The sequence below is a fragment of the Pseudaestuariivita sp. genome, from assembly GCF_052825805.1.
The window spans coordinates 38,609-54,625 of record NZ_JBRBVB010000002.1 but is presented as its reverse complement, the minus strand read 5'-3'; the positions used below and the strand labels follow the sequence as shown (position 1 = coordinate 54,625).

Annotated in this window: 18 protein-coding genes and 2 pseudogenes; 8 read left to right on the top strand and 12 right to left on the bottom strand. The window is 64.1% G+C overall.

Annotated elements, in window-relative coordinates:
• Positions 1 to 18: 18 nt before the first annotated feature.
• The 4 genes from soxY to ACU0B3_RS01350 form a co-directional block, all read right to left on the bottom strand.
• Positions 19 to 441 (bottom strand): thiosulfate oxidation carrier protein SoxY, encoded by a 423-nt coding sequence (soxY, locus tag ACU0B3_RS01365; protein WP_446259012.1) that lies wholly within the window; start codon positions 439 to 441, stop codon positions 19 to 21.
• A gap of 22 nt (positions 442 to 463) precedes the next feature.
• Complete coding sequence (soxX, locus tag ACU0B3_RS01360) at positions 464 to 922, bottom strand: sulfur oxidation c-type cytochrome SoxX (protein ID WP_446259011.1); 459 nt, start codon at positions 920 to 922, stop codon at positions 464 to 466.
• Positions 923 to 1,069: 147 nt separating this feature from the next.
• Positions 1,070 to 1,630: a thioredoxin family protein gene (locus tag ACU0B3_RS01355; RefSeq protein ID WP_446259010.1), complete on the bottom strand. Its 561-nt coding sequence runs from the start codon at positions 1,628 to 1,630 to the stop codon at positions 1,070 to 1,072.
• Positions 1,631 to 1,677: 47 nt separating this feature from the next.
• Positions 1,678 to 2,418, bottom strand: a complete 741-nt coding sequence (locus tag ACU0B3_RS01350) for a cytochrome c biogenesis CcdA family protein (RefSeq protein ID WP_446259009.1) — start codon at positions 2,416 to 2,418, stop codon at positions 1,678 to 1,680.
• Between the two features lie 95 nt (positions 2,419 to 2,513).
• Between ACU0B3_RS01350 and ACU0B3_RS01345 the strand changes: the two genes are divergently transcribed.
• From ACU0B3_RS01345 to ACU0B3_RS01330, 4 genes are all read left to right on the top strand, one after another.
• Positions 2,514 to 2,951, top strand: coding sequence for a hypothetical protein (locus ACU0B3_RS01345; RefSeq protein ID WP_446259008.1), 438 nt, complete (start codon positions 2,514 to 2,516; stop codon positions 2,949 to 2,951).
• A gap of 18 nt (positions 2,952 to 2,969) precedes the next feature.
• On the top strand, positions 2,970 to 3,344 hold the full coding sequence (locus tag ACU0B3_RS01340; protein WP_446259007.1) for an ArsR/SmtB family transcription factor: 375 nt from the start codon (positions 2,970 to 2,972) through the stop codon (positions 3,342 to 3,344).
• A 38-nt stretch (positions 3,345 to 3,382) separates the two neighbouring features.
• Positions 3,383 to 4,435, top strand: a complete 1,053-nt coding sequence (locus ACU0B3_RS01335; RefSeq protein WP_446259006.1) for a YeeE/YedE family protein — start codon at positions 3,383 to 3,385, stop codon at positions 4,433 to 4,435.
• Between the two features lie 88 nt (positions 4,436 to 4,523).
• Entirely contained in the window at positions 4,524 to 5,486 is a 963-nt protein-coding gene (locus ACU0B3_RS01330; protein ID WP_446259005.1) for a pirin family protein, read from the top strand.
• Positions 5,487 to 5,756: 270 nt separating this feature from the next.
• Here ACU0B3_RS01330 and ACU0B3_RS01325 read toward each other — a convergent pair whose 3' ends face one another.
• The 8 genes and pseudogenes from ACU0B3_RS01325 to ACU0B3_RS01290 form a co-directional block, all read right to left on the bottom strand.
• Positions 5,757 to 7,040, bottom strand: a complete 1,284-nt coding sequence (locus ACU0B3_RS01325) for a TRAP transporter large permease (protein WP_446259004.1) — start codon at positions 7,038 to 7,040, stop codon at positions 5,757 to 5,759.
• Between the two features lie 3 nt (positions 7,041 to 7,043).
• Positions 7,044 to 7,574 carry a TRAP transporter small permease gene (locus ACU0B3_RS01320; RefSeq protein WP_446259003.1) on the bottom strand — a complete coding sequence of 177 codons (531 nt, stop codon included), beginning with the start codon at positions 7,572 to 7,574 and terminating at the stop codon, positions 7,044 to 7,046.
• A gap of 143 nt (positions 7,575 to 7,717) precedes the next feature.
• A pseudogene (locus tag ACU0B3_RS01315) lies at positions 7,718 to 8,503 on the bottom strand (TRAP transporter substrate-binding protein).
• A gap of 251 nt (positions 8,504 to 8,754) precedes the next feature.
• Positions 8,755 to 9,270 (bottom strand): redoxin domain-containing protein, encoded by a 516-nt coding sequence (locus tag ACU0B3_RS01310; protein WP_446259002.1) that lies wholly within the window; start codon positions 9,268 to 9,270, stop codon positions 8,755 to 8,757.
• A 14-nt stretch (positions 9,271 to 9,284) separates the two neighbouring features.
• A pseudogene (gene manD, locus ACU0B3_RS01305) lies at positions 9,285 to 10,511 on the bottom strand (D-mannonate dehydratase ManD).
• Positions 10,512 to 10,554: 43 nt separating this feature from the next.
• Positions 10,555 to 11,268 carry an MATE family efflux transporter gene (locus ACU0B3_RS01300; RefSeq protein ID WP_446259001.1) on the bottom strand — a complete coding sequence of 238 codons (714 nt, stop codon included), beginning with the start codon at positions 11,266 to 11,268 and terminating at the stop codon, positions 10,555 to 10,557.
• Complete coding sequence (locus ACU0B3_RS01295; protein WP_446259000.1) at positions 11,268 to 11,780, bottom strand: MATE family efflux transporter; 513 nt, start codon at positions 11,778 to 11,780, stop codon at positions 11,268 to 11,270. Before ACU0B3_RS01295 ends, ACU0B3_RS01300 begins: the two co-directional genes overlap by 1 nt.
• Before the next feature lie 122 nt (positions 11,781 to 11,902).
• The gene (locus ACU0B3_RS01290) at positions 11,903 to 12,550 is read right to left on the bottom strand and encodes a GntR family transcriptional regulator (RefSeq protein ID WP_446258999.1); all 648 of its coding nucleotides are present in this window, start codon (positions 12,548 to 12,550) and stop codon (positions 11,903 to 11,905) included.
• A 225-nt stretch (positions 12,551 to 12,775) separates the two neighbouring features.
• On the opposite strand from ACU0B3_RS01290, the gene ACU0B3_RS01285 reads away from it, so the two are divergent.
• The 4 genes from ACU0B3_RS01285 to ACU0B3_RS01270 all read left to right on the top strand — a co-directional run bounded on the left by ACU0B3_RS01285 (position 12,776) and on the right by ACU0B3_RS01270 (position 16,010).
• The gene (locus ACU0B3_RS01285; protein WP_446258998.1) at positions 12,776 to 13,852 is read left to right on the top strand and encodes an ABC transporter ATP-binding protein; all 1,077 of its coding nucleotides are present in this window, start codon (positions 12,776 to 12,778) and stop codon (positions 13,850 to 13,852) included.
• Between the two features lie 4 nt (positions 13,853 to 13,856).
• Positions 13,857 to 14,588 carry an ABC transporter permease gene (locus ACU0B3_RS01280; protein ID WP_446258997.1) on the top strand — a complete coding sequence of 244 codons (732 nt, stop codon included), beginning with the start codon at positions 13,857 to 13,859 and terminating at the stop codon, positions 14,586 to 14,588.
• Between the two features lie 39 nt (positions 14,589 to 14,627).
• Positions 14,628 to 14,870: a hypothetical protein gene (locus ACU0B3_RS01275; RefSeq protein ID WP_446258996.1), complete on the top strand. Its 243-nt coding sequence runs from the start codon at positions 14,628 to 14,630 to the stop codon at positions 14,868 to 14,870.
• Between the two features lie 258 nt (positions 14,871 to 15,128).
• A complete protein-coding gene (locus ACU0B3_RS01270) occupies positions 15,129 to 16,010 on the top strand; it encodes a carbohydrate ABC transporter permease (protein ID WP_446258995.1) in 882 nt (293 codons plus the stop codon).
• Positions 16,011 to 16,017 lie beyond the last annotated feature (7 nt).

The following is a 16,017-nucleotide window of genomic DNA, read 5'->3' as shown; positions in this document are numbered from 1 at the left end:
TCTCCTCTCATCCTGAACTCAGCCGCCGCAGCCGCCGATGGTCACTTTGACTTCGGCCGATGCCATCTGGAACGAGCCGTCTTCCATCTTGGCCACCGCGATCACGTTCTGCGTCGAGGCGAGACGGATGCGGGTCGAGGCGCTGCGCGACGCGCTGAGCGGGCCGAATTTGAAGGTCGCCACGTTCGGGACCGGGTTCCCGTCCGCGAACAGCGTGATCTGCGTCGCGCCCGGAGCGTCGACCCCGATCGGGACCGTGTTGCCGTTTTCGGCAATCTCGGGGGCGGTCAGCTTGACCGCGCCGCTGCCCATCTCCGCGCCGCCCGTCAGGGCGGAAATCGCCTCGTCGGTCAGGCTGGCAAAGGCCGGCAGACCCGTGAGGCCCGCGGCAGCAAACGCGCCCGAGCCGATCGCAAGGATTTTGCGCCGTGTCAGTTCCATATCGAACTCCCTGTTGGGAAGGTCACCCTTCCTTGAGTGTCATCAGATAGGCGACCACATCCTCGACCTGCTGCGCAGTCAGGATGGAGGTGCCTGCAAACTTGTCGAGCGGGCGTTCGTAGCCGCTGTCGACGTAGAAGGCGGGCATGATCGTGCCCTCAAACATCTGCTTGGAATTGGTCACGATCCCGCGCAGCTCGGCCTCGCTCCAGCGGTCGGCGACGCCGTCCATGGTCGGGCCGACCTCGCCGTGAAAGCTCTCTTCGGCCAAATCCGCGTTGGTGTGGCACGCCAGGCAATTGCCCTGTTTGCGGTTGGCAAAGACCTTGCGGCCCATCGCCGGATCGCCCGCAACGCCCGTGAGCGAGCTCTCGACCATCCCGTCCGAGAAAGCCACGTTCATCGGCTTGACCTCTTCTGCCCCCGCCGGCAGGGCCAGCGAAATGGCGGCTGCCACCCCTAATACATATGTCCGTGTCATGTCCCCTCCCTTGGTCGATTCCCGACCTTGTTTTCAGCACACTACGGCACACATTCGCCGGCACGCAACGACAAATTCAACTAAATGAATTTTTGTATTCGTTCGCATCCGCAGCATCGCGCGCGCAGCAAAGCCCGCCGTCCCGTGTCACCCCGCCTGCTCGGCGAACTTGCGGGCGTGGTACTTTTGAAACGGCTCATCGCCCGCGTAGCCCTCCTCGACCACCCAGGTCAGCAGGTTGAGCGTCGTCCACCGCCCGAAGGCGCCCGGCATGGTGGCCACCGCCGCCTCGGTCGCGGTCTGGTCGCCGCTCACCTCCTCGGGAAAGAAATAGATGCTGGGCGTAAAGAGCGCGTTCCAGCGTTTGACCATGTCCTTTTCCGGCAGGCTGGTTCCGTCGAAATCTGTGACCTCCACGTCGCCGAACATGTTGATCTGCACGACAAAGAAGTTCTCTTCGATGTAGTCTGCGATCTCGGGGACGACGAACACCTCCTCGTGCAGCTTGCGGCAGTAGATGCAGCCGCGCTGCTCGACTAGTACCATCAGGCGTTTGCCCTCGGCGGTCGCCTCCGCAAGGTCCTCGCCAAGGTCCTTGAACGTGTCGCGCATCCAGGGCGCCTTGTGCAGCCCGTCGTCACCCATCTCCGCAGCCCAGGCCGTCGTCGCCATGACGCAGGCGATCACCGCCATCCAAAGTCGTTTCATGCAAAAGTCCTCCCCAAAGTGTGTCTTAAAGTGTGTCTGGCCGCGGCTCATCCGATCGTCTGGAACCACGGGATATGCTCCAGCATCCACTGGGCGATGATGTTGATGGAATTGGTGGCGATCAGCACGCCAAAGACGATGAGCAGCGCTCCCATCAGCTTTTCGATGGTCCCGAGGTGACGCCGGAACCGCGCCATCCACGCCATGAACGGCCCGATGAAGAGCGCCGCCGCGATGAACGGCAGCGTCATCCCCAGACCGTAGGTAAAGAGCAAGAGCGCCCCCTGCCCGGCGGTGTCCTGACCCGCCGCGGTAAAGAGGATCGCCGCCAGCACCGGTCCCACACAGGGCGTCCAGCCAAAGGCAAAGGCGAGCCCGATCACGTAGGCACCCGCCAGACCGACGTTCGAGGTGTCGCCCGCGTCCGCGCGCAGCTGCCGGTAGAGGATGCCGATGCGGATCACACCCAGAAAGTGCAGCCCCATCGCGATGATGATTGCCGCGGCCACCCAGCGCAGAACGTCGAAATACTCCCGCACCAGCCCGCCAAAGGCCGTCGCGGTCGCGCCCAGCCCGACAAAGACGGTGATGACGCCAAGCGCGAAACAGCAGGCCGCCAGGAACGCGCGCAGACGCACCGCCCGCGACACCTCCGCCTCCGCCGAGATCTGGTTCATGCCGACCCCGGCCAGATAACTGAGGTAAAACGGCACGATCGGCAGGATGCAGGGCGACAGGAACGACAGCAGCCCCGCCGCCAAAGCGCCCAAAAGTGTGACATCGAACATGCGTGAGGCGGCCTTCGTGTTGGGCTTTACTTGAGATATTCACACATTAGATTATGAGAGAAGAAGACAGCCCGTCAACGAAAGGGGCACATTCCATGCGCAAGGTGTTTGCCGCAGCGCTCTTTGCTTTCCTCCCGCGCGCCGGCTTGTCCCTGGCCAGCGTGTCTCTGGTTAGCGTGTTTCTCGTTAGCCTGTCTGTGGCCAGCGTGCCTCTGCCCGCCTCCGCCGAGCCGCGCCTGCTGATGGCCGAGGAAGACGGCTGCTACTGGTGCGCCAAGTGGGACGAAGACATCGCGCATATCTATCCCAAGACCGCCGAGGGGCGCACCGCCCCGCTCGAGCGCTATGACCTGCACAGCACCACGCCCGACGTGCGCTTTGCCCGGCGGGTGCACTACACGCCGACCTTCATTCTGGTCGAGGACGGCATCGAGGTCGGCCGGATTGAAGGCTACCCCGGGGAGGACTTCTTCTGGGCACTCCTCTCCATGATGTTCGACAAGGCCGGTATTCCCTTGGACGAGGCGAGCTAGCGTTCTATGACACTCCAGATGCCCAGCGAGCCTGACACCCACGCCGAGACGCCCTCGCGCCTGCCGGTCTTCGACGTCAACATGTGCGCCGACGACATGGAGCGCATGATGGACAACGCCCAGCGCGCGTCCAACTTTCTCAAGGCGATCAGCCACGAAGGGCGGCTGATGATCCTGTGCCATCTCGCCTCGGGCGAAAAGTCGGTGACCGAGCTCGAAGAGCTGCTGTCGGCCCGGCAGGCGGCGGTGTCCCAGCAGCTCTCACGGCTGCGCCTCGAAGGGCTGGTGACGCCCCGCCGCGAGGGCAAGGCGATCTACTACAGCTTGACAGACGACAGGCCCCGGCAAATCATGGAGGTCGTCTACGACCTGTTCTGCAGGCAGGACGACTGACCGGACGCCGCGCCAGCATTCGGTCCGGGAGGGAAGAGATGCTGGAACTCTTCGGAGAAGCCAACGCCACCGCGTTCATCGGCCTATTGGGCGGGCTCGCGCTTGGGCTGGCCGCCCGCGTGGGCCGGTTCTGCACGCTCGGCGCGATCGAAGACGTGCTCTACGGCGCCGACACCCGCCGCCTGCGCATGTGGTGTGTGGCCATCGCCGTCGCGATCCTCGGCACACACCTGGCCATCGCCACCGGGCATTTCGAGGCCCGCGGCAGCGCCTATCTCGACCGGGTCTGGAGCCCCCTCGGCACCATCGTCGGCGGGCTCCTCTTCGGCTACGGCATGGCGCTGAGCGGCAATTGCGGCTACGGCGCGCTCGCCCGGCTCGGGGGCGGCGACATGCGCGCCTTCGTGATCGTGCTGGTGATGGGGCTCTCGGCCTATTTCGTGATGTCCGGTCCCCTCGCCCACACCCGCGTGTGGCTCTTTTCCGTGGAAACCGGCGCGACATCACCGCAAAGCCTGACGCAAGTGCTGGCCGGGCTTGGCATCGCGCCGGGCGTGACGGGCCTTGCCGTGGGCGGCGCACTCCTCGCCGCGGCGCTCTGGACACCCGAGATGCGCGCCGCGCGCGGCCACATCGCCTGGGGGACTGTGGTCGGGCTCGCCATCGTCTCGGGCTGGGTCGGCACGCACTGGGTGGCCATGACCGGCTTCGAGGCCGAACCCATCGAGACGCACACCTTTGCCGCGCCCATCGGGGACACGATCTTTTACACCATGACCGCCTCGGGCAACGCGCTGTCCTTCAGCGTCGGCTCGGTGGTGGGCGTTGTGATCGGCGCCGCGCTCGGCTCCTATTCCAAGGGCCACTTCCGCTGGGAAGCCTGCGACGACCCGCGCGAGCTGCGCCGGCAGATCCTCGGCGCCGCCATGATGGGACCGGGCGCGATCCTCGCCGTCGGCTGCAGCGTCGGGCAAGGCATCTCGGCCTTCTCCCTCCTCGCCTTCAGCGCGCCCGTCGCCTTCGTCTCGATCTTCATCGGCGCTGCCTTCGGCCTGCGCCAGCTGATCACCGGCCTCGCTCCGGCGGAGTGAGGGGGCGCAATCCTTCGCCGGCATGTTGCACTGGCCCCCGAGAACCGGGCAAACTGAAACCGGCCCGACCCTCACGAAAGGCTTTGCCATGTCCTGGTCCCCCTGCCCCGACCCCACGCCCGGTGACGCCGAGAGCGTCAACGCCATCGAGACGCTGATCGTGCCGCGCGCGGTCGATCTCGGGGAGATGACGGTGCGCCGCGCGCTGCCGTCCGTGAAACGCCAGATGGTCGGTCCGTTCATCTTCTTTGACCAGATGGGACCGGCGGAGTTCCTGACCGACCAGGGGATCGACGTGCGCCCGCATCCGCACATCAACCTCGCCACGCTCACCTACCTCTTCGAAGGACAAATCCACCACCGCGACAGCCTCGGCACCGACGCGGTGATCGAGCCCGGCGCGCTCAACTGGATGAAAGCCGGACGCGGCATCGTGCATTCCGAGCGCACCAGCGAGGACCGGCGCGCGTCGGGACAGCGGCTCTTTGGCCTGCAAACCTGGGTGGCGTTGCCCGAGGACCAGGAGGAGAGCGACCCGGACTTTGTCCACCACGGCGCCGAGGCGCTTCCGGTGATCGAGGACGGCGGGATCTCCGCGCGGCTCATCTCGGGGACGGCCTTCGGCGCGACCTCCCCGCTGACGCCTGCATCCGAGACGATCTACGCGGACGTGGCGCTCGAGGCGGGTGCACGGATGCCGATTGATCCCACCTACGAAGAGCGCGCGATCTACACCATCTCGGGGGAGATCGAAGTTTCGGGTCAGACCTTCGAACCCGGCCAGCTCCTGATCCTGCATTCCGGCGACGCCGTGACCGTAACAGCCCGCGCCGCAAGCCGGTTCATGGTCTTCGGCGGCGCGCCGATGGAAGGCCCGCGCTACATCTGGTGGAACTTCGTCTCGTCGCGCGCCGAGCGCATCGAACAGGCCAAGGAGGAATGGCGCAAAGGCCAGTTCCAGACCGTCCCCGGCGACGAGGCCGACTTCATCCCACTCCCCCAAGACAACACCAAACCCCGCCGCGCGACGGGCGCCGTGCATTATCCGTGATGGGTGACGGGTTTGGCAGCGCGCTGCTAAACCCACGCCGCGCCCGAGATGCGGGCGATGGCAGCTCTCACAGCTTCCTCACTGCATCTCCGCCGGCTCGTGCAGCCTTCAGGACCTGCACCACGTTTGCAGGCACTGCGCCCGCAAAAGTCACCCGCCGCGGTCGCCGCAGCGCGGTTTGTCGGCACGACACCCGGCTTCAAACTGCGCACGGACAAATATTGGCCCTTAGCAGCGGACTTGGCGGCCCCCGGCCCCGGCCATCCTGCTCTAATCGATCAGCAAGTTCGGCAATGTCATGGAGATCGCCGGCACAAAGGTGATCAGCATCAGCGCCACGAAGATCGCGAGGTAGAACGGCCAAATCGTGCGCACCGCCTTTTCCATCGGCAGCTTGCCCACGGCGCAGCCGACAAAAAGGCATGTCCCGACAGGCGGGGTGCACAGCCCGAGGCCGAGGTTGACAAGCAGGATCATCCCGAACTGCACCGGGTCGATCCCGAGGCTGTACATCACCGGCAGGAAGATCGGCGTACAGATCAGGATCAGCGCTGCCATGTCCATGATCATTCCGAGCAGCAAAAGCACTCCGTTGATCATCAGCAGGATCAGGATCGGGTTCTCGGTGATCCCCAGCAGGAATTTCACGGTGTTGTCCGGGACGCGGTAAAACGTGAGCATGTAGGCAAAGGCCCCGGCGCAGGCGATCAGGATCGTCACCATCGAGGTGGTGCGCACCGACGAGATCACCGCCGTCTTGAATTTCTCCCACGTCAGGCTGCGGTAGACGATCAGCGTGACGACAAAGGCGTACATCGCCCCGAACGCACCCGACTCGGTGACCGTGAAGATGCCCGACAAGACGCCCCCCACGATGATCACCGCAGTCAGCAGGCCCGGGATCGCGCCCGCAAAGCTGAGCGCGAGCGCCGTCCAGCCCGGGAAGCGCTCGGCGCGGTATCCGCGCCTGACGGCCACGATATAGGCGGCCACGGCGAGGCACAGGCACATCAGGATGCCCGGCACGACGCCGGCCAGGAACAGCTTTGAGATCGAAACCGCCCCGCCCGTGGCCAGCGCGTAGATGATCATGTTGTGGCTGGGCGGGATGATGATCCCGGCAATGGAAGAAGTGACCGTCACGTTCACCGCGTAGTCGGCGTCATAGCCCTTGTCCTTCATCACCGGCACCAGGATCGAGCCGAGCGCCGAGATGTCGGCGATGGCCGAGCCGGAGATGCCGCCAAAGAGCATCGAGGAGAACACGTTCACGATGCCGAGCCCGCCGCGCACCGCGCCCACCGCGGCCTGCGCGAACCGCACCAGGCGCTGCGCGATGCCGCCGTGGAACATCAGCTCGCCGGCGAAGATGAAGAACGGGATCGCCATGAACGCGTAGACGTTGATCCCCGCCACGATGCGCTCGAACCCGACAAAGAGCGGCAAGCCCTCGTACCAGAAGGCGGCGATGGCCGAGATGCCGAGCGCGAACGCGACCGGCACGCCGATCACGACGGTAAAGGCAAAGGCCGAGATGAGGACGAGAAAACCCATGACCTATCCTTGATCGATGTTGTCCCGGCGCAGGTCCCTGCCGGTGAGCGCGCGCAAGAGATGACCGGCGGAGAACACAAGCAGCAGCACGCCGCAAAGCGTCATCGGCAGCGAGCGCAGCCCCTCGGACCACTGGATCAGCGGGATCAGCGTCTTCCACTTGAACGCGGTCAGCTCCCAGCCGTGCCAGAACATCATGCCGCCGAAGACCATCATCAGCGTGTCGGTGATCACCACGAACACCAGCCGCACCGGCCGCGGCACCATGTTGCGAAAGACCACGACCGACAGGTGCGTGTGCTGCTGCACCCCGACGGCGGCCCCGAAGAAGGCGATCACCATGACCAGCAGCAAAGAGACTTGCTCGACCCAGGTGGGCGTGTCGTTGAGCACGTAACGGCCAAAGACCAGCCAGGCGAAGATCCCCGTCATCACGACGAGCGCGGTGCCGGCGACCGCCAGGCTCACCTTGACCAGCCCACCAAAGAGCCGGTCCATCGCACGAAAGATCGTCGAAGCGTCAGGCGTGGGCATGGCACATCCTCCGGGTCTGCAAAATGCCCGGCACCGCACCTGGCACCGGGCATGTTCTTGCTAAAGCGACTTGCAGCCTAGTCGGTCGATTGCGCGATCTCGACGAGCTTGGCCATGTCCGGGTTCGCGGCCAGGTACTCTTCTTAGACCGACGCCATGGCCTCCTGGAACGGGACTTTGTTGGCGATCTCGGTCACGACGATGCCAGCGGCTTCCACGTCCTTGCGCGCTTGCTGCGAACCAACGGCCCAGAGCTCGCGCTGATAAAGCGCAGCCTCTTCGGCGGCGGCGCGCACGGCGGCCTGAATGTCGGCGGACAGCGCCTCGAACCTGGCCGTGTTCACGCAGATGCACTCGGGGATAATCAAGTGCTCGGACAGCGAGTAATGCGTCGTCACTTCGTAGTGGCCCACGCTCTTGAACGAGGGGAAGTTGTTTTCCGCACCGTCAACGACCCCGGTCTTGAGCGCCTGCTACACCTCGGAAAAGGCCATCGGGGACGGGTTGCCGCCCATCGCCGAGATCATAGAGGTGTAGAGATCGTTGTTCATCACGCGGATCTTGAGGCCGGCCACATCGGCGGGCGTCTCAATCGCCTTTTGCGCGTAGAACGAGCGCGCGCCCGCGTCGATCCAGGCGATCGGCATGATGCCGGCATCGGCCATCGCCGCACCCATGATGTCACTTGCCTCACCGTCGAGCACACGGAACATGTGCGGCACGCTTTTGAAGATGAAGGGCAGCGAAACAAGGTTCGCCTCGTTCACGATCGGGCCGATTGGACCAAGGTTGAAGTTGCCCACGTCGATCGCACCGATGCGGACCTGTTCGATGGCGTCCGGCTGCGAGCCGAGCACGCCGCCGTGGAACACGTCGACGGTGATCTCGCCGCCCGTCTTGTCAGCAACCAGTTCGGCGAACCGGTCCATTGCCGCTGTGTTGGGGTGCCCGTCATTGTGGATGTTCCAGGCGCGCCAATTGTCCGCCGATGCCGCGGATGCCAGCACCGCAACCGCGCCCAGCGTCACAAAGCTTTGGTCAGTTTGTTGAACATATCGTTCCTCCCTTTTCAGTCGTCATGCCGAACGCCCCGATCCGTTGCAGGCCGCAGCTGGCTGCAAGCGAGTGCTAGTATCCCAGATTTGCCAACAAGTATTCTAGTGGACTTAAGTCGAAGCGACTACGCCATCCCGCGGGTGGGGCGGTCCTCGTCGATGTTGAAGGTCATGCCGTCGAGCAATTCATCGAGATCGGGACGCGCCGCCGGGCCGTTCGACAGATCGACGAGCATCAAAGTTCCGTCTGGTCTGATCCCGAAGGCGCCTGGCTCCGCAAAGAGCCCGGTGGTCTCCGCCTCCGACAAAGGCGCGGAGACATAGAGCCCGAGCGCGCGCATCTGATCCACGCACAGCCCGTAGCACAGCGGGAACGACCAGCCGAACTCTTCGTGGTCGGCGCGGGCCTTGGCCTCGCCGTCAGCGGAGACGACGACGACATCCATCACCGCCGTCCAGTCCGCCAGTGCCGCGTCGAGCTTGTTCAAGAAACGTTTGCAGCGGGGACAATGCCGGCCCCGGTAGACGAAGAGCATCGTCCAGCGCTCCCGCGGCGCGCCGATCTGGACGGTTCCGCCTCCCACACGCGCGAGGGTCATCTGCGGCATCGCGGCACCAACGTCGGGTTTCGGAGAGGTCATCTGAGGTCCTTTCTCTAGTAATTCCACATGGTGCCGTCCATGAGGCGCACGACCGGATGGCTGCCGGGCGTGTAGCTGTACCGCGCCGCTTCCCTTTCGTCGAAACCCACGCCCAGTCCCGGCGCGTCGCTGACCTGAAACGGGCCGTCCTGCACGAAGTGATCAGACGGGAAAAGCGCGTCACACGCGGGCGTGCCGAGCACCAGGTATTCCTGAATGCCAAAGTTCGGCGCCCAGGCGTTGAGATGTGCCTGCGCCGCCATGGAGATCGGGGAGTGGCTCGGCGCGCCGTGAAAGCCGGTGCGCACATGGTGCAGCCCTGCCAGATCGACGATCCGGCGCACGGGGGTGATCCCACCCGCGTAGGTCACCGCCACGCGGATGAAGTCGATCAGCTCCTTCTCGATCAGCCGGTTGCAATCCCAGACCGCGTTGAAGACCTCGCCGATGGCGATGGGCGTCGTGGAATGCTGCCGGATCAGGCGCAGGGCGTTCTGATCCTCGGCGGGCGTGGGATCTTCGAGCCAGTAGAGGCGCACCGGCTCGACGGCCTTGGCGAACTCCGCCGCCTCCCGGGGCGTCAGGCGGTGGTGCACGTCGTGGAGCAGCTTGAGGTCCGGCCCGAAACGGCTGCGCACCTCTTCAAGCGCGTTCGGCATGAAACGCAGGTATGTGTCCGTGTCCCAGAACTCCGTTTTGGGCGTAATGGCGCTGAAATCGGTGATGAAATCCTGGCCAGCCGATTTGGTCTCCGGCACGGCGTAGCTGGCGGTGGGCATCCCCGGAATGCCGCATTGCAGTCGCACGGCCTTGTAGCCCTGCGCCACGTATGACGCGACGCTCTCCATCAAATCCTCGAGGTCCCGCCCGGTGGCATGGACGTAGACCAGAGCGCCCTCGCGGCTCTTGCCGCCCAGAAGGTCGTAGACCGGCAGGCCGGCCAGCTTTCCCTTGATGTCCCAGAGCGCCATGTCGATGGCGCCAAGCGCGGCCATCGCAACCGGACCGCGCCGGAAATAGGCGCCGCGATAGAAGAATTACCAGAGGTCCTCGCTGCGGCGCGGGTCCTTCCCGATCAGGTTCGGGATCAGGTAGTCATTCAGGTATGCGGCGGGCAACGTCTCGTGGTTGTTCAGCGTCGCGTCCCCTAGGCCGGTAACGTCCGCGTCGGTCTCGATCTTGAGCGTCACGTAGTTCTTGCCCGGCCCGCCGACGAACACCTTGGCGCCAGTGATCTTCATCCTCCGCTCCCCCTTGCTCCGTCATACCGCCTGCACCTTCCGGTCACGCCGCCACCTGCGCGCGCTTCCAGTCGCCGCGCCAGAGACGGCGGTGAAAGGCCGGGAACTTGATCACCTCCTCCCAGAGGAAGATCGACAGAACCCAAAAGGCCGGCGCATCGAGATAGAGCATCAGCAGCGCCGTCGCCGGTACACGGAACGCCCATTGCGACCAGACGAAGATGTGCATGACATAGACCGTGTCTCCCGCCGCGCGCGGCGTGTTGCCGCAGATCGCGTTGGTCGCGCGCGGCAGCTGTATGAGCATCAAGAGCGGCAGAAAGCCGAACAGGATCGCGCGGGTCTCGGCCTCCAGCTCGGGATAGACGTGATCGAGCGCGAGAAAGACCGCCAGAAACACCGCCGCAACCAGCCCCGCCGCCACAAAGGCGCCGGCCCAGGCGCGAGACAGGAACGTGTCGAGCACGCGCTCGGGGCGGTGCTGTCCCAAAAGCTGCGCCACCAGGATGCCCGTCGCTTGCGTCCACTGCATCGCGATCTGCCCGGCAAGCAGGTTGAGCGGTCCCGTGAGCGTCATCGCCGCAAAGGCGCTGAGCGGCATGTTCGCATAGATCAGCGCGCAGACATGCGTGGCCATCGTCGCGCTCACAAAGGTCGCCGCGATCGGCAGGGCAAAGATCAAATGCCGCCGCACGGTGAAGCGCAGCGTGCCATTGTGCCAGCCACCTAACCTTCGCAAGGCGCCATGCCCGCGCATCAGCAGAAAGGCCCAAAGCGCCGTCTGCAGCGTGATCGCGATGGCACTGCCGAGCGCGGCACCGAAAGCAGGTAGCCGTAGAGCGGGAGCTTGGTCTGGCTGCACCCGTTGAAATAGCTGGTAATGCACTGTCCGACCGATTCCGCGAGGAGCACGATCGAAAAGATCGCAAGGTAGACCTGCGCAGTGGCCGCGATCTCCGGGCTGGGCGCCAGCAGCGCCACGACCCGCGCGCCCGCGACAAGGATCACCGACACGCCCACCACACCGATGACGGCGCTGATCGCCAGACCCGAGGCCAGCACGGATTTGAGAAACACCCGGTCCCCGCTGCCATATGCCCGCGCGGCGCGGATCTGCATCGCATGCGAAAAGGCAAAGATCACGCCCAGCACCATCCCGCCGAGAGCGGCGGCAAGGCCCATGGCCGCCAGCGCCTCCTCGCCAAGCGGAGCAACCATCAGACCGTCCATCACGACGATCCCGTGTAGGAAAAATGCTTTGAGCGTCATCGGCCAGGCCAAGGCGAAGACATCGCGCGCACCGGGCGCATCTTTTGACCTAAGAGGCATTGCGTCTACCAAGATGCACCATCCGACACATCCGGCACGGACACAGGCTTTCTATTGCAGGATCAGGAATTGTCGAAGTAATCCGCATTCGTTGCCTCGATCCTCTGGATCGTCTCGTCGAGGCGCGACAGATGGATCGTGATGGCGGCGACGGCTGCGGCGGCGTCGTGGTTGATGACCGCGTCCGCGATGGCACGGTGGTCGTCGACAAGGTCGGGCAGGCGCTGCTCCTTTTCGTGACCAAGTGTGCAGAGCCGATCCACCTTGGCCTTTTCCTCCATGATGACGTCGAAGGCATAGGTGGCCTCGCCGATCTCGCACAGCATCTTGTGAAACGCATAGTCCAGCCGCGCAAAGACGTCGTATTGCCCGCTGGCAATCAGCGCCTCCTGCTCGGCAATCGCCGTCTGCAGGCGGTCCGCGCCATGCGCATCACACAGACCCGCAGCCCGCACGAGCACTTCCTTCTCGATGGCCGCCCGGATGAACCGCGCCTTTTCGATGTTGCGGGACGAGAACCGGCGCACCTCCGTGGCGCGTTGCGGCCGGATCAGGAGAAGGTCCTTGTTGGCCAGCCGGCTGAACGCATCCCTGACCGGCTGACGCGACACGCCAAAGCGCGAGGCGATGTCGGCCTCGGAAATCCGGTCCCCCGGCTTGAGCTGCAACGTGGCGATGCGCTCGTTCAGGTAGTCGTAGATATCGTCCACGCTTGTGCGCCGCTCACGCAAGATGGTTGTCGGTGACATATCCGCCTCTCTCTGTAGCCCGCCGTGGCGCCGGCTTTCAGCATTTAGCAACTACCATGTTCAAATAACAATATAAAACTAGTATTCCAGACTGGTATTCTAGATTGCAGGGCAAAACAGTGGCACCCGACGCGGATTCGACCAGGGACAAACCCCGGCGAGAGGGAGCGTCATCGGCAGGGTGCAATGACTGGAGTTCGTCTTGACGGCCTGGTGAAGGCGTATGGGGCGCTGCAAGTGGTGCATGGCATCGACCTTGCAGTCCAGGAGCAGGAATTCGTCGTGCTGGTCGGCCCTTCGGGCTGCGGCAAGTCCACGACGCTGCGCATGATCGCCGGGCTCGAAGAGATCACCGCAGGCGATCTGACCATCGACGGACGGCGCATGAACCGGGTCGCCCCGAAGGACCGCGATGTGGCGATGGTGTTCCAGAACTACGCGCTCTACCCGCACCTCAATGTCGCCGACAACATGGCGTTCGGGTTGCGCATCCGCCGCACGCCCAAGGCCGAGATCGCCACCACGATTGCCGAGACCGCCGAGATCCTCGGGCTGACACCTTATCTCGGGCGCCGTCCGGCGGACCTTTCGGGCGGGCAGCGCCAGCGCGTTGCGATGGGACGGGCCATCGTGCGCCACCCCAAGGTGTTCCTCTTCGACGAGCCGCTCTCGAACCTCGATGCCAAGCTGCGCACGCAGATGCGCGCCGAGATCAAGCGGCTTCACAACCGGCTGGGCGTGACCTCGATCTACGTGACCCATGACGAGGTCGAGGCGATGACGCTGGCCGACCGGATCGTGGTGATGAACGACGGCCGGATCGAGCAGGTCGGCACGCCGATGGAGCTCTTCAACAACCCCGCGAACACCTTTGTGGCGGGCTTTCTCGGCTCGCCGCCGATGAACCAAATCAGCGGAACCTTGACCGGCACGGGTGCACGCATCGGCGGCACCGAGATCAAGCTGCGCGGCGCCGCGCCGAACCAGAAGGGGCGCGACGTGATCGTCGGCATCCGCCCCGAACACGTGAGCCTGACCGCCGGCCCTGAGACGTCGGCCCTGCCCATCGCGCTCGATCTGGTGGAGCCCCTTGGCTCCGAGGCGCTGCTGCACGCACGCTTTGGCGAGGACGAGATGGTCTTCAAGGCCGATACCGAGGGCGACATCGCGCATCTGTCCGGCGTGCAGGAGGTCCATGTGCCCGCGCATCTGGTCAAGGTTTTCGACGCCGAGACGGGCCGCGCCCTGCCGATGGGGGCCTGAGGCGATGGCGGATCGCAACTCGGACGTTGGCGGCATTCCCATCGAGGAGGTGGTCGTCGAGGCGGGCGAGGCCCTGCGCGAGGATGCCAAGACCAGCAGCGTCGAGCCGTCCTGGGTGCGCCTTTACGACCATTTCCGGCGCGAATGGCAAATCTACCTGATGCTCTTGCCGACGATCGTCTGGTTCGTCGTCTTTCTCTACAAACCGATGTACGGCCTGCAGATCGCGTTCAAGGATTATTCGATCTTCCGCGGCGTGGCCAACAGCCCGTGGATCGGGTGGGAGCATTTCCAGACGCTCTTCTCGAACGACAGCTTTCTCCGCGCGGTGCGCAACACCGTCACGATCAGCTTCTACAACCTGCTCTTCGGCTTTCCGGCGCCGATTATCCTGGCGCTGATGTTCAACGAGGTGCTGAACGCGACCTACACGCGCACGACGCAGACCATCGTCTATCTGCCGCACTTCATCTCGTCGGTCATCATCGCAGGCATCGTGATCACCGCGTTCTCGCCTACGGTCGGCGTGATCAACACGGTGCTGGGCTGGCTCGGAATGGACTCGATCTACTTCCTCACCCAGCCCGAATGGTTCCGCCCGATCTTTGTCGGGACCGGCATCTGGCAGGAGGCGGGCTTCGGCTCCATCGTCTTCCTCGCCGCCATCGCGGGTGTGAACCCGTCGCTCTACGAAAGCGCGGTGGTGGATGGCGCCAACCGCTGGCAGATGATGTAAAAGATCACGATCCCCTCGATCCTACCCACCATCCTGATCATGCTGATCATCCGCATCGGCTACGTCATGGAAGTCTCGTTCGAGCTGGTGATCCTGCTCTACCAGCCCGCCACCTACGAGACCGCCGATGTCGTCAACACCTGGGTGTACCGGCAGGGCCTGCAATCGGGACAATACGATCTCGCCGCCGCTGCAGGGCTCTTCAACGCGGTGGTCGCTTTTGTCCTGGTGATGACGGCCAACACCCTCTCGCGCCGCTTCTCGCGCACATCGCTTTGGTGAGGGGGAAGAGGATGATAGATTTGTTTTTCCACCGGTCACCAAGCCGCGCATCGACGGGCCCTGGCACGGCGAGCCCGACGGTCTTTCCCGGGCTCTTTATGGCTGCCAAATCCGGAAGACTTCAAATCGAAGTGAATACAGCAAACGTATCGCCGGGCCGTGGGAGGGCCCGGCGATGCGCGGCGGCCTATGGCCTTGATTCCGCGCTTGGGTACGCCACCAACTGCCAGTCCTCTATTCAGTTGGGAGGCGCCTGAGATGCAGAAATGGTCTCTCTATTCGCGGGGTGACAAGGTCTTTGCGCTGGTTGTTTCGATCCTGATCGGGATGTTCACGGCGGCGACGCTCTACCCGTTCATCTACGTCGCCGCCGTCTCGTTCAGCTGGGGCTTTGCGGCACAGGCGGGCAAGGTGGTGCTGACCCCCATCGACGCCACGCTCGAAGCTTATGGCTACATCATCGGCGACCCGAAGTTCTGGATCAGCTACCGCAACACCTTCATCTACACGATCGGGGGCACGCTGATGTCCCTCGCGTTCATCATCCCCGGCGCCTACGCGCTCTCGCGCCCGCAGCTGAAGGGGCGGCGGTTCTTCAACCTCTTCATCGCGTTCACCATGTGGTTCAACGCAGGGCTCATCCCGTTCTTTCTCAACATGCGCGATCTTGGGCTCTTGGACTCGATGTTTGGGATCATCCTCGCCTTCGCGGTCAACGCCTTCAATATCATCCTGCTCAGGAACTTCTTCGAAGCGATCCCGCAGTCCTTCGAGGAGGCCGCGCGCATGGACGGGGCGAATGACTTCCAGGTGCTCTGGAAGGTGTTCATCCCGCTGTCCAAGCCCGCCATCGCCACCATCACGCTCTTTTGCATCGTCTCGCGCTGGAACGGCTTCTTCTGGGCGATGGTGCTGCTGCAATCCGAAGACAAGATCCCGCTTCAGGTCTTCCTGCGCCACACCATCGCGACCCTCTCGGACAACGACGAGTTCGCCATCGTGCAGACCGACGCGGGCTTCAGCGCCGAGACGGTCACCGCTGCCATCATCGTCTGCAGCATCATCCCGGTGCTGATCGTCTACCCGTTCATCCAGAAATACTTCGAGAAGGGCATCCTGCTCGGAGGGGTCAAGGAATAATGAAAAA

Coding starts and splice junctions, on each gene's coding strand:
- soxY (WP_446259012.1), bottom strand. CDS start 441: ATGGAACTGACACGGCGCAAAATCCTTGCGATCGGCTCGGGCGCGTTT.
- ACU0B3_RS01330 (WP_446259005.1), top strand. CDS start 4,524: ATGTCCTGGTCCCCCTGCCCCGACCCCACGCCCGGTGACGCCGAGAGC.
- ACU0B3_RS01310 (WP_446259002.1), bottom strand. CDS start 9,270: ATGACCTCTCCGAAACCCGACGTTGGTGCCGCGATGCCGCAGATGACC.
- ACU0B3_RS01335 (WP_446259006.1), top strand. CDS start 3,383: ATGCTGGAACTCTTCGGAGAAGCCAACGCCACCGCGTTCATCGGCCTA.
- ACU0B3_RS01325 (WP_446259004.1), bottom strand. CDS start 7,040: ATGGGTTTTCTCGTCCTCATCTCGGCCTTTGCCTTTACCGTCGTGATC.
- soxX (WP_446259011.1), bottom strand. CDS start 922: ATGACACGGACATATGTATTAGGGGTGGCAGCCGCCATTTCGCTGGCC.
- ACU0B3_RS01275 (WP_446258996.1), top strand. CDS start 14,628: ATGCTGATCATCCGCATCGGCTACGTCATGGAAGTCTCGTTCGAGCTG.
- ACU0B3_RS01355 (WP_446259010.1), bottom strand. CDS start 1,630: ATGAAACGACTTTGGATGGCGGTGATCGCCTGCGTCATGGCGACGACG.
- ACU0B3_RS01345 (WP_446259008.1), top strand. CDS start 2,514: ATGCGCAAGGTGTTTGCCGCAGCGCTCTTTGCTTTCCTCCCGCGCGCC.
- ACU0B3_RS01295 (WP_446259000.1), bottom strand. CDS start 11,780: ATGACGCTCAAAGCATTTTTCCTACACGGGATCGTCGTGATGGACGGT.
- ACU0B3_RS01280 (WP_446258997.1), top strand. CDS start 13,857: ATGGCGGATCGCAACTCGGACGTTGGCGGCATTCCCATCGAGGAGGTG.
- ACU0B3_RS01350 (WP_446259009.1), bottom strand. CDS start 2,418: ATGTTCGATGTCACACTTTTGGGCGCTTTGGCGGCGGGGCTGCTGTCG.
- ACU0B3_RS01270 (WP_446258995.1), top strand. CDS start 15,129: ATGCAGAAATGGTCTCTCTATTCGCGGGGTGACAAGGTCTTTGCGCTG.
- ACU0B3_RS01300 (WP_446259001.1), bottom strand. CDS start 11,268: ATGCGCGGGCATGGCGCCTTGCGAAGGTTAGGTGGCTGGCACAATGGC.
- ACU0B3_RS01340 (WP_446259007.1), top strand. CDS start 2,970: ATGCCCAGCGAGCCTGACACCCACGCCGAGACGCCCTCGCGCCTGCCG.
- ACU0B3_RS01320 (WP_446259003.1), bottom strand. CDS start 7,574: ATGCCCACGCCTGACGCTTCGACGATCTTTCGTGCGATGGACCGGCTC.
- ACU0B3_RS01285 (WP_446258998.1), top strand. CDS start 12,776: ATGACTGGAGTTCGTCTTGACGGCCTGGTGAAGGCGTATGGGGCGCTG.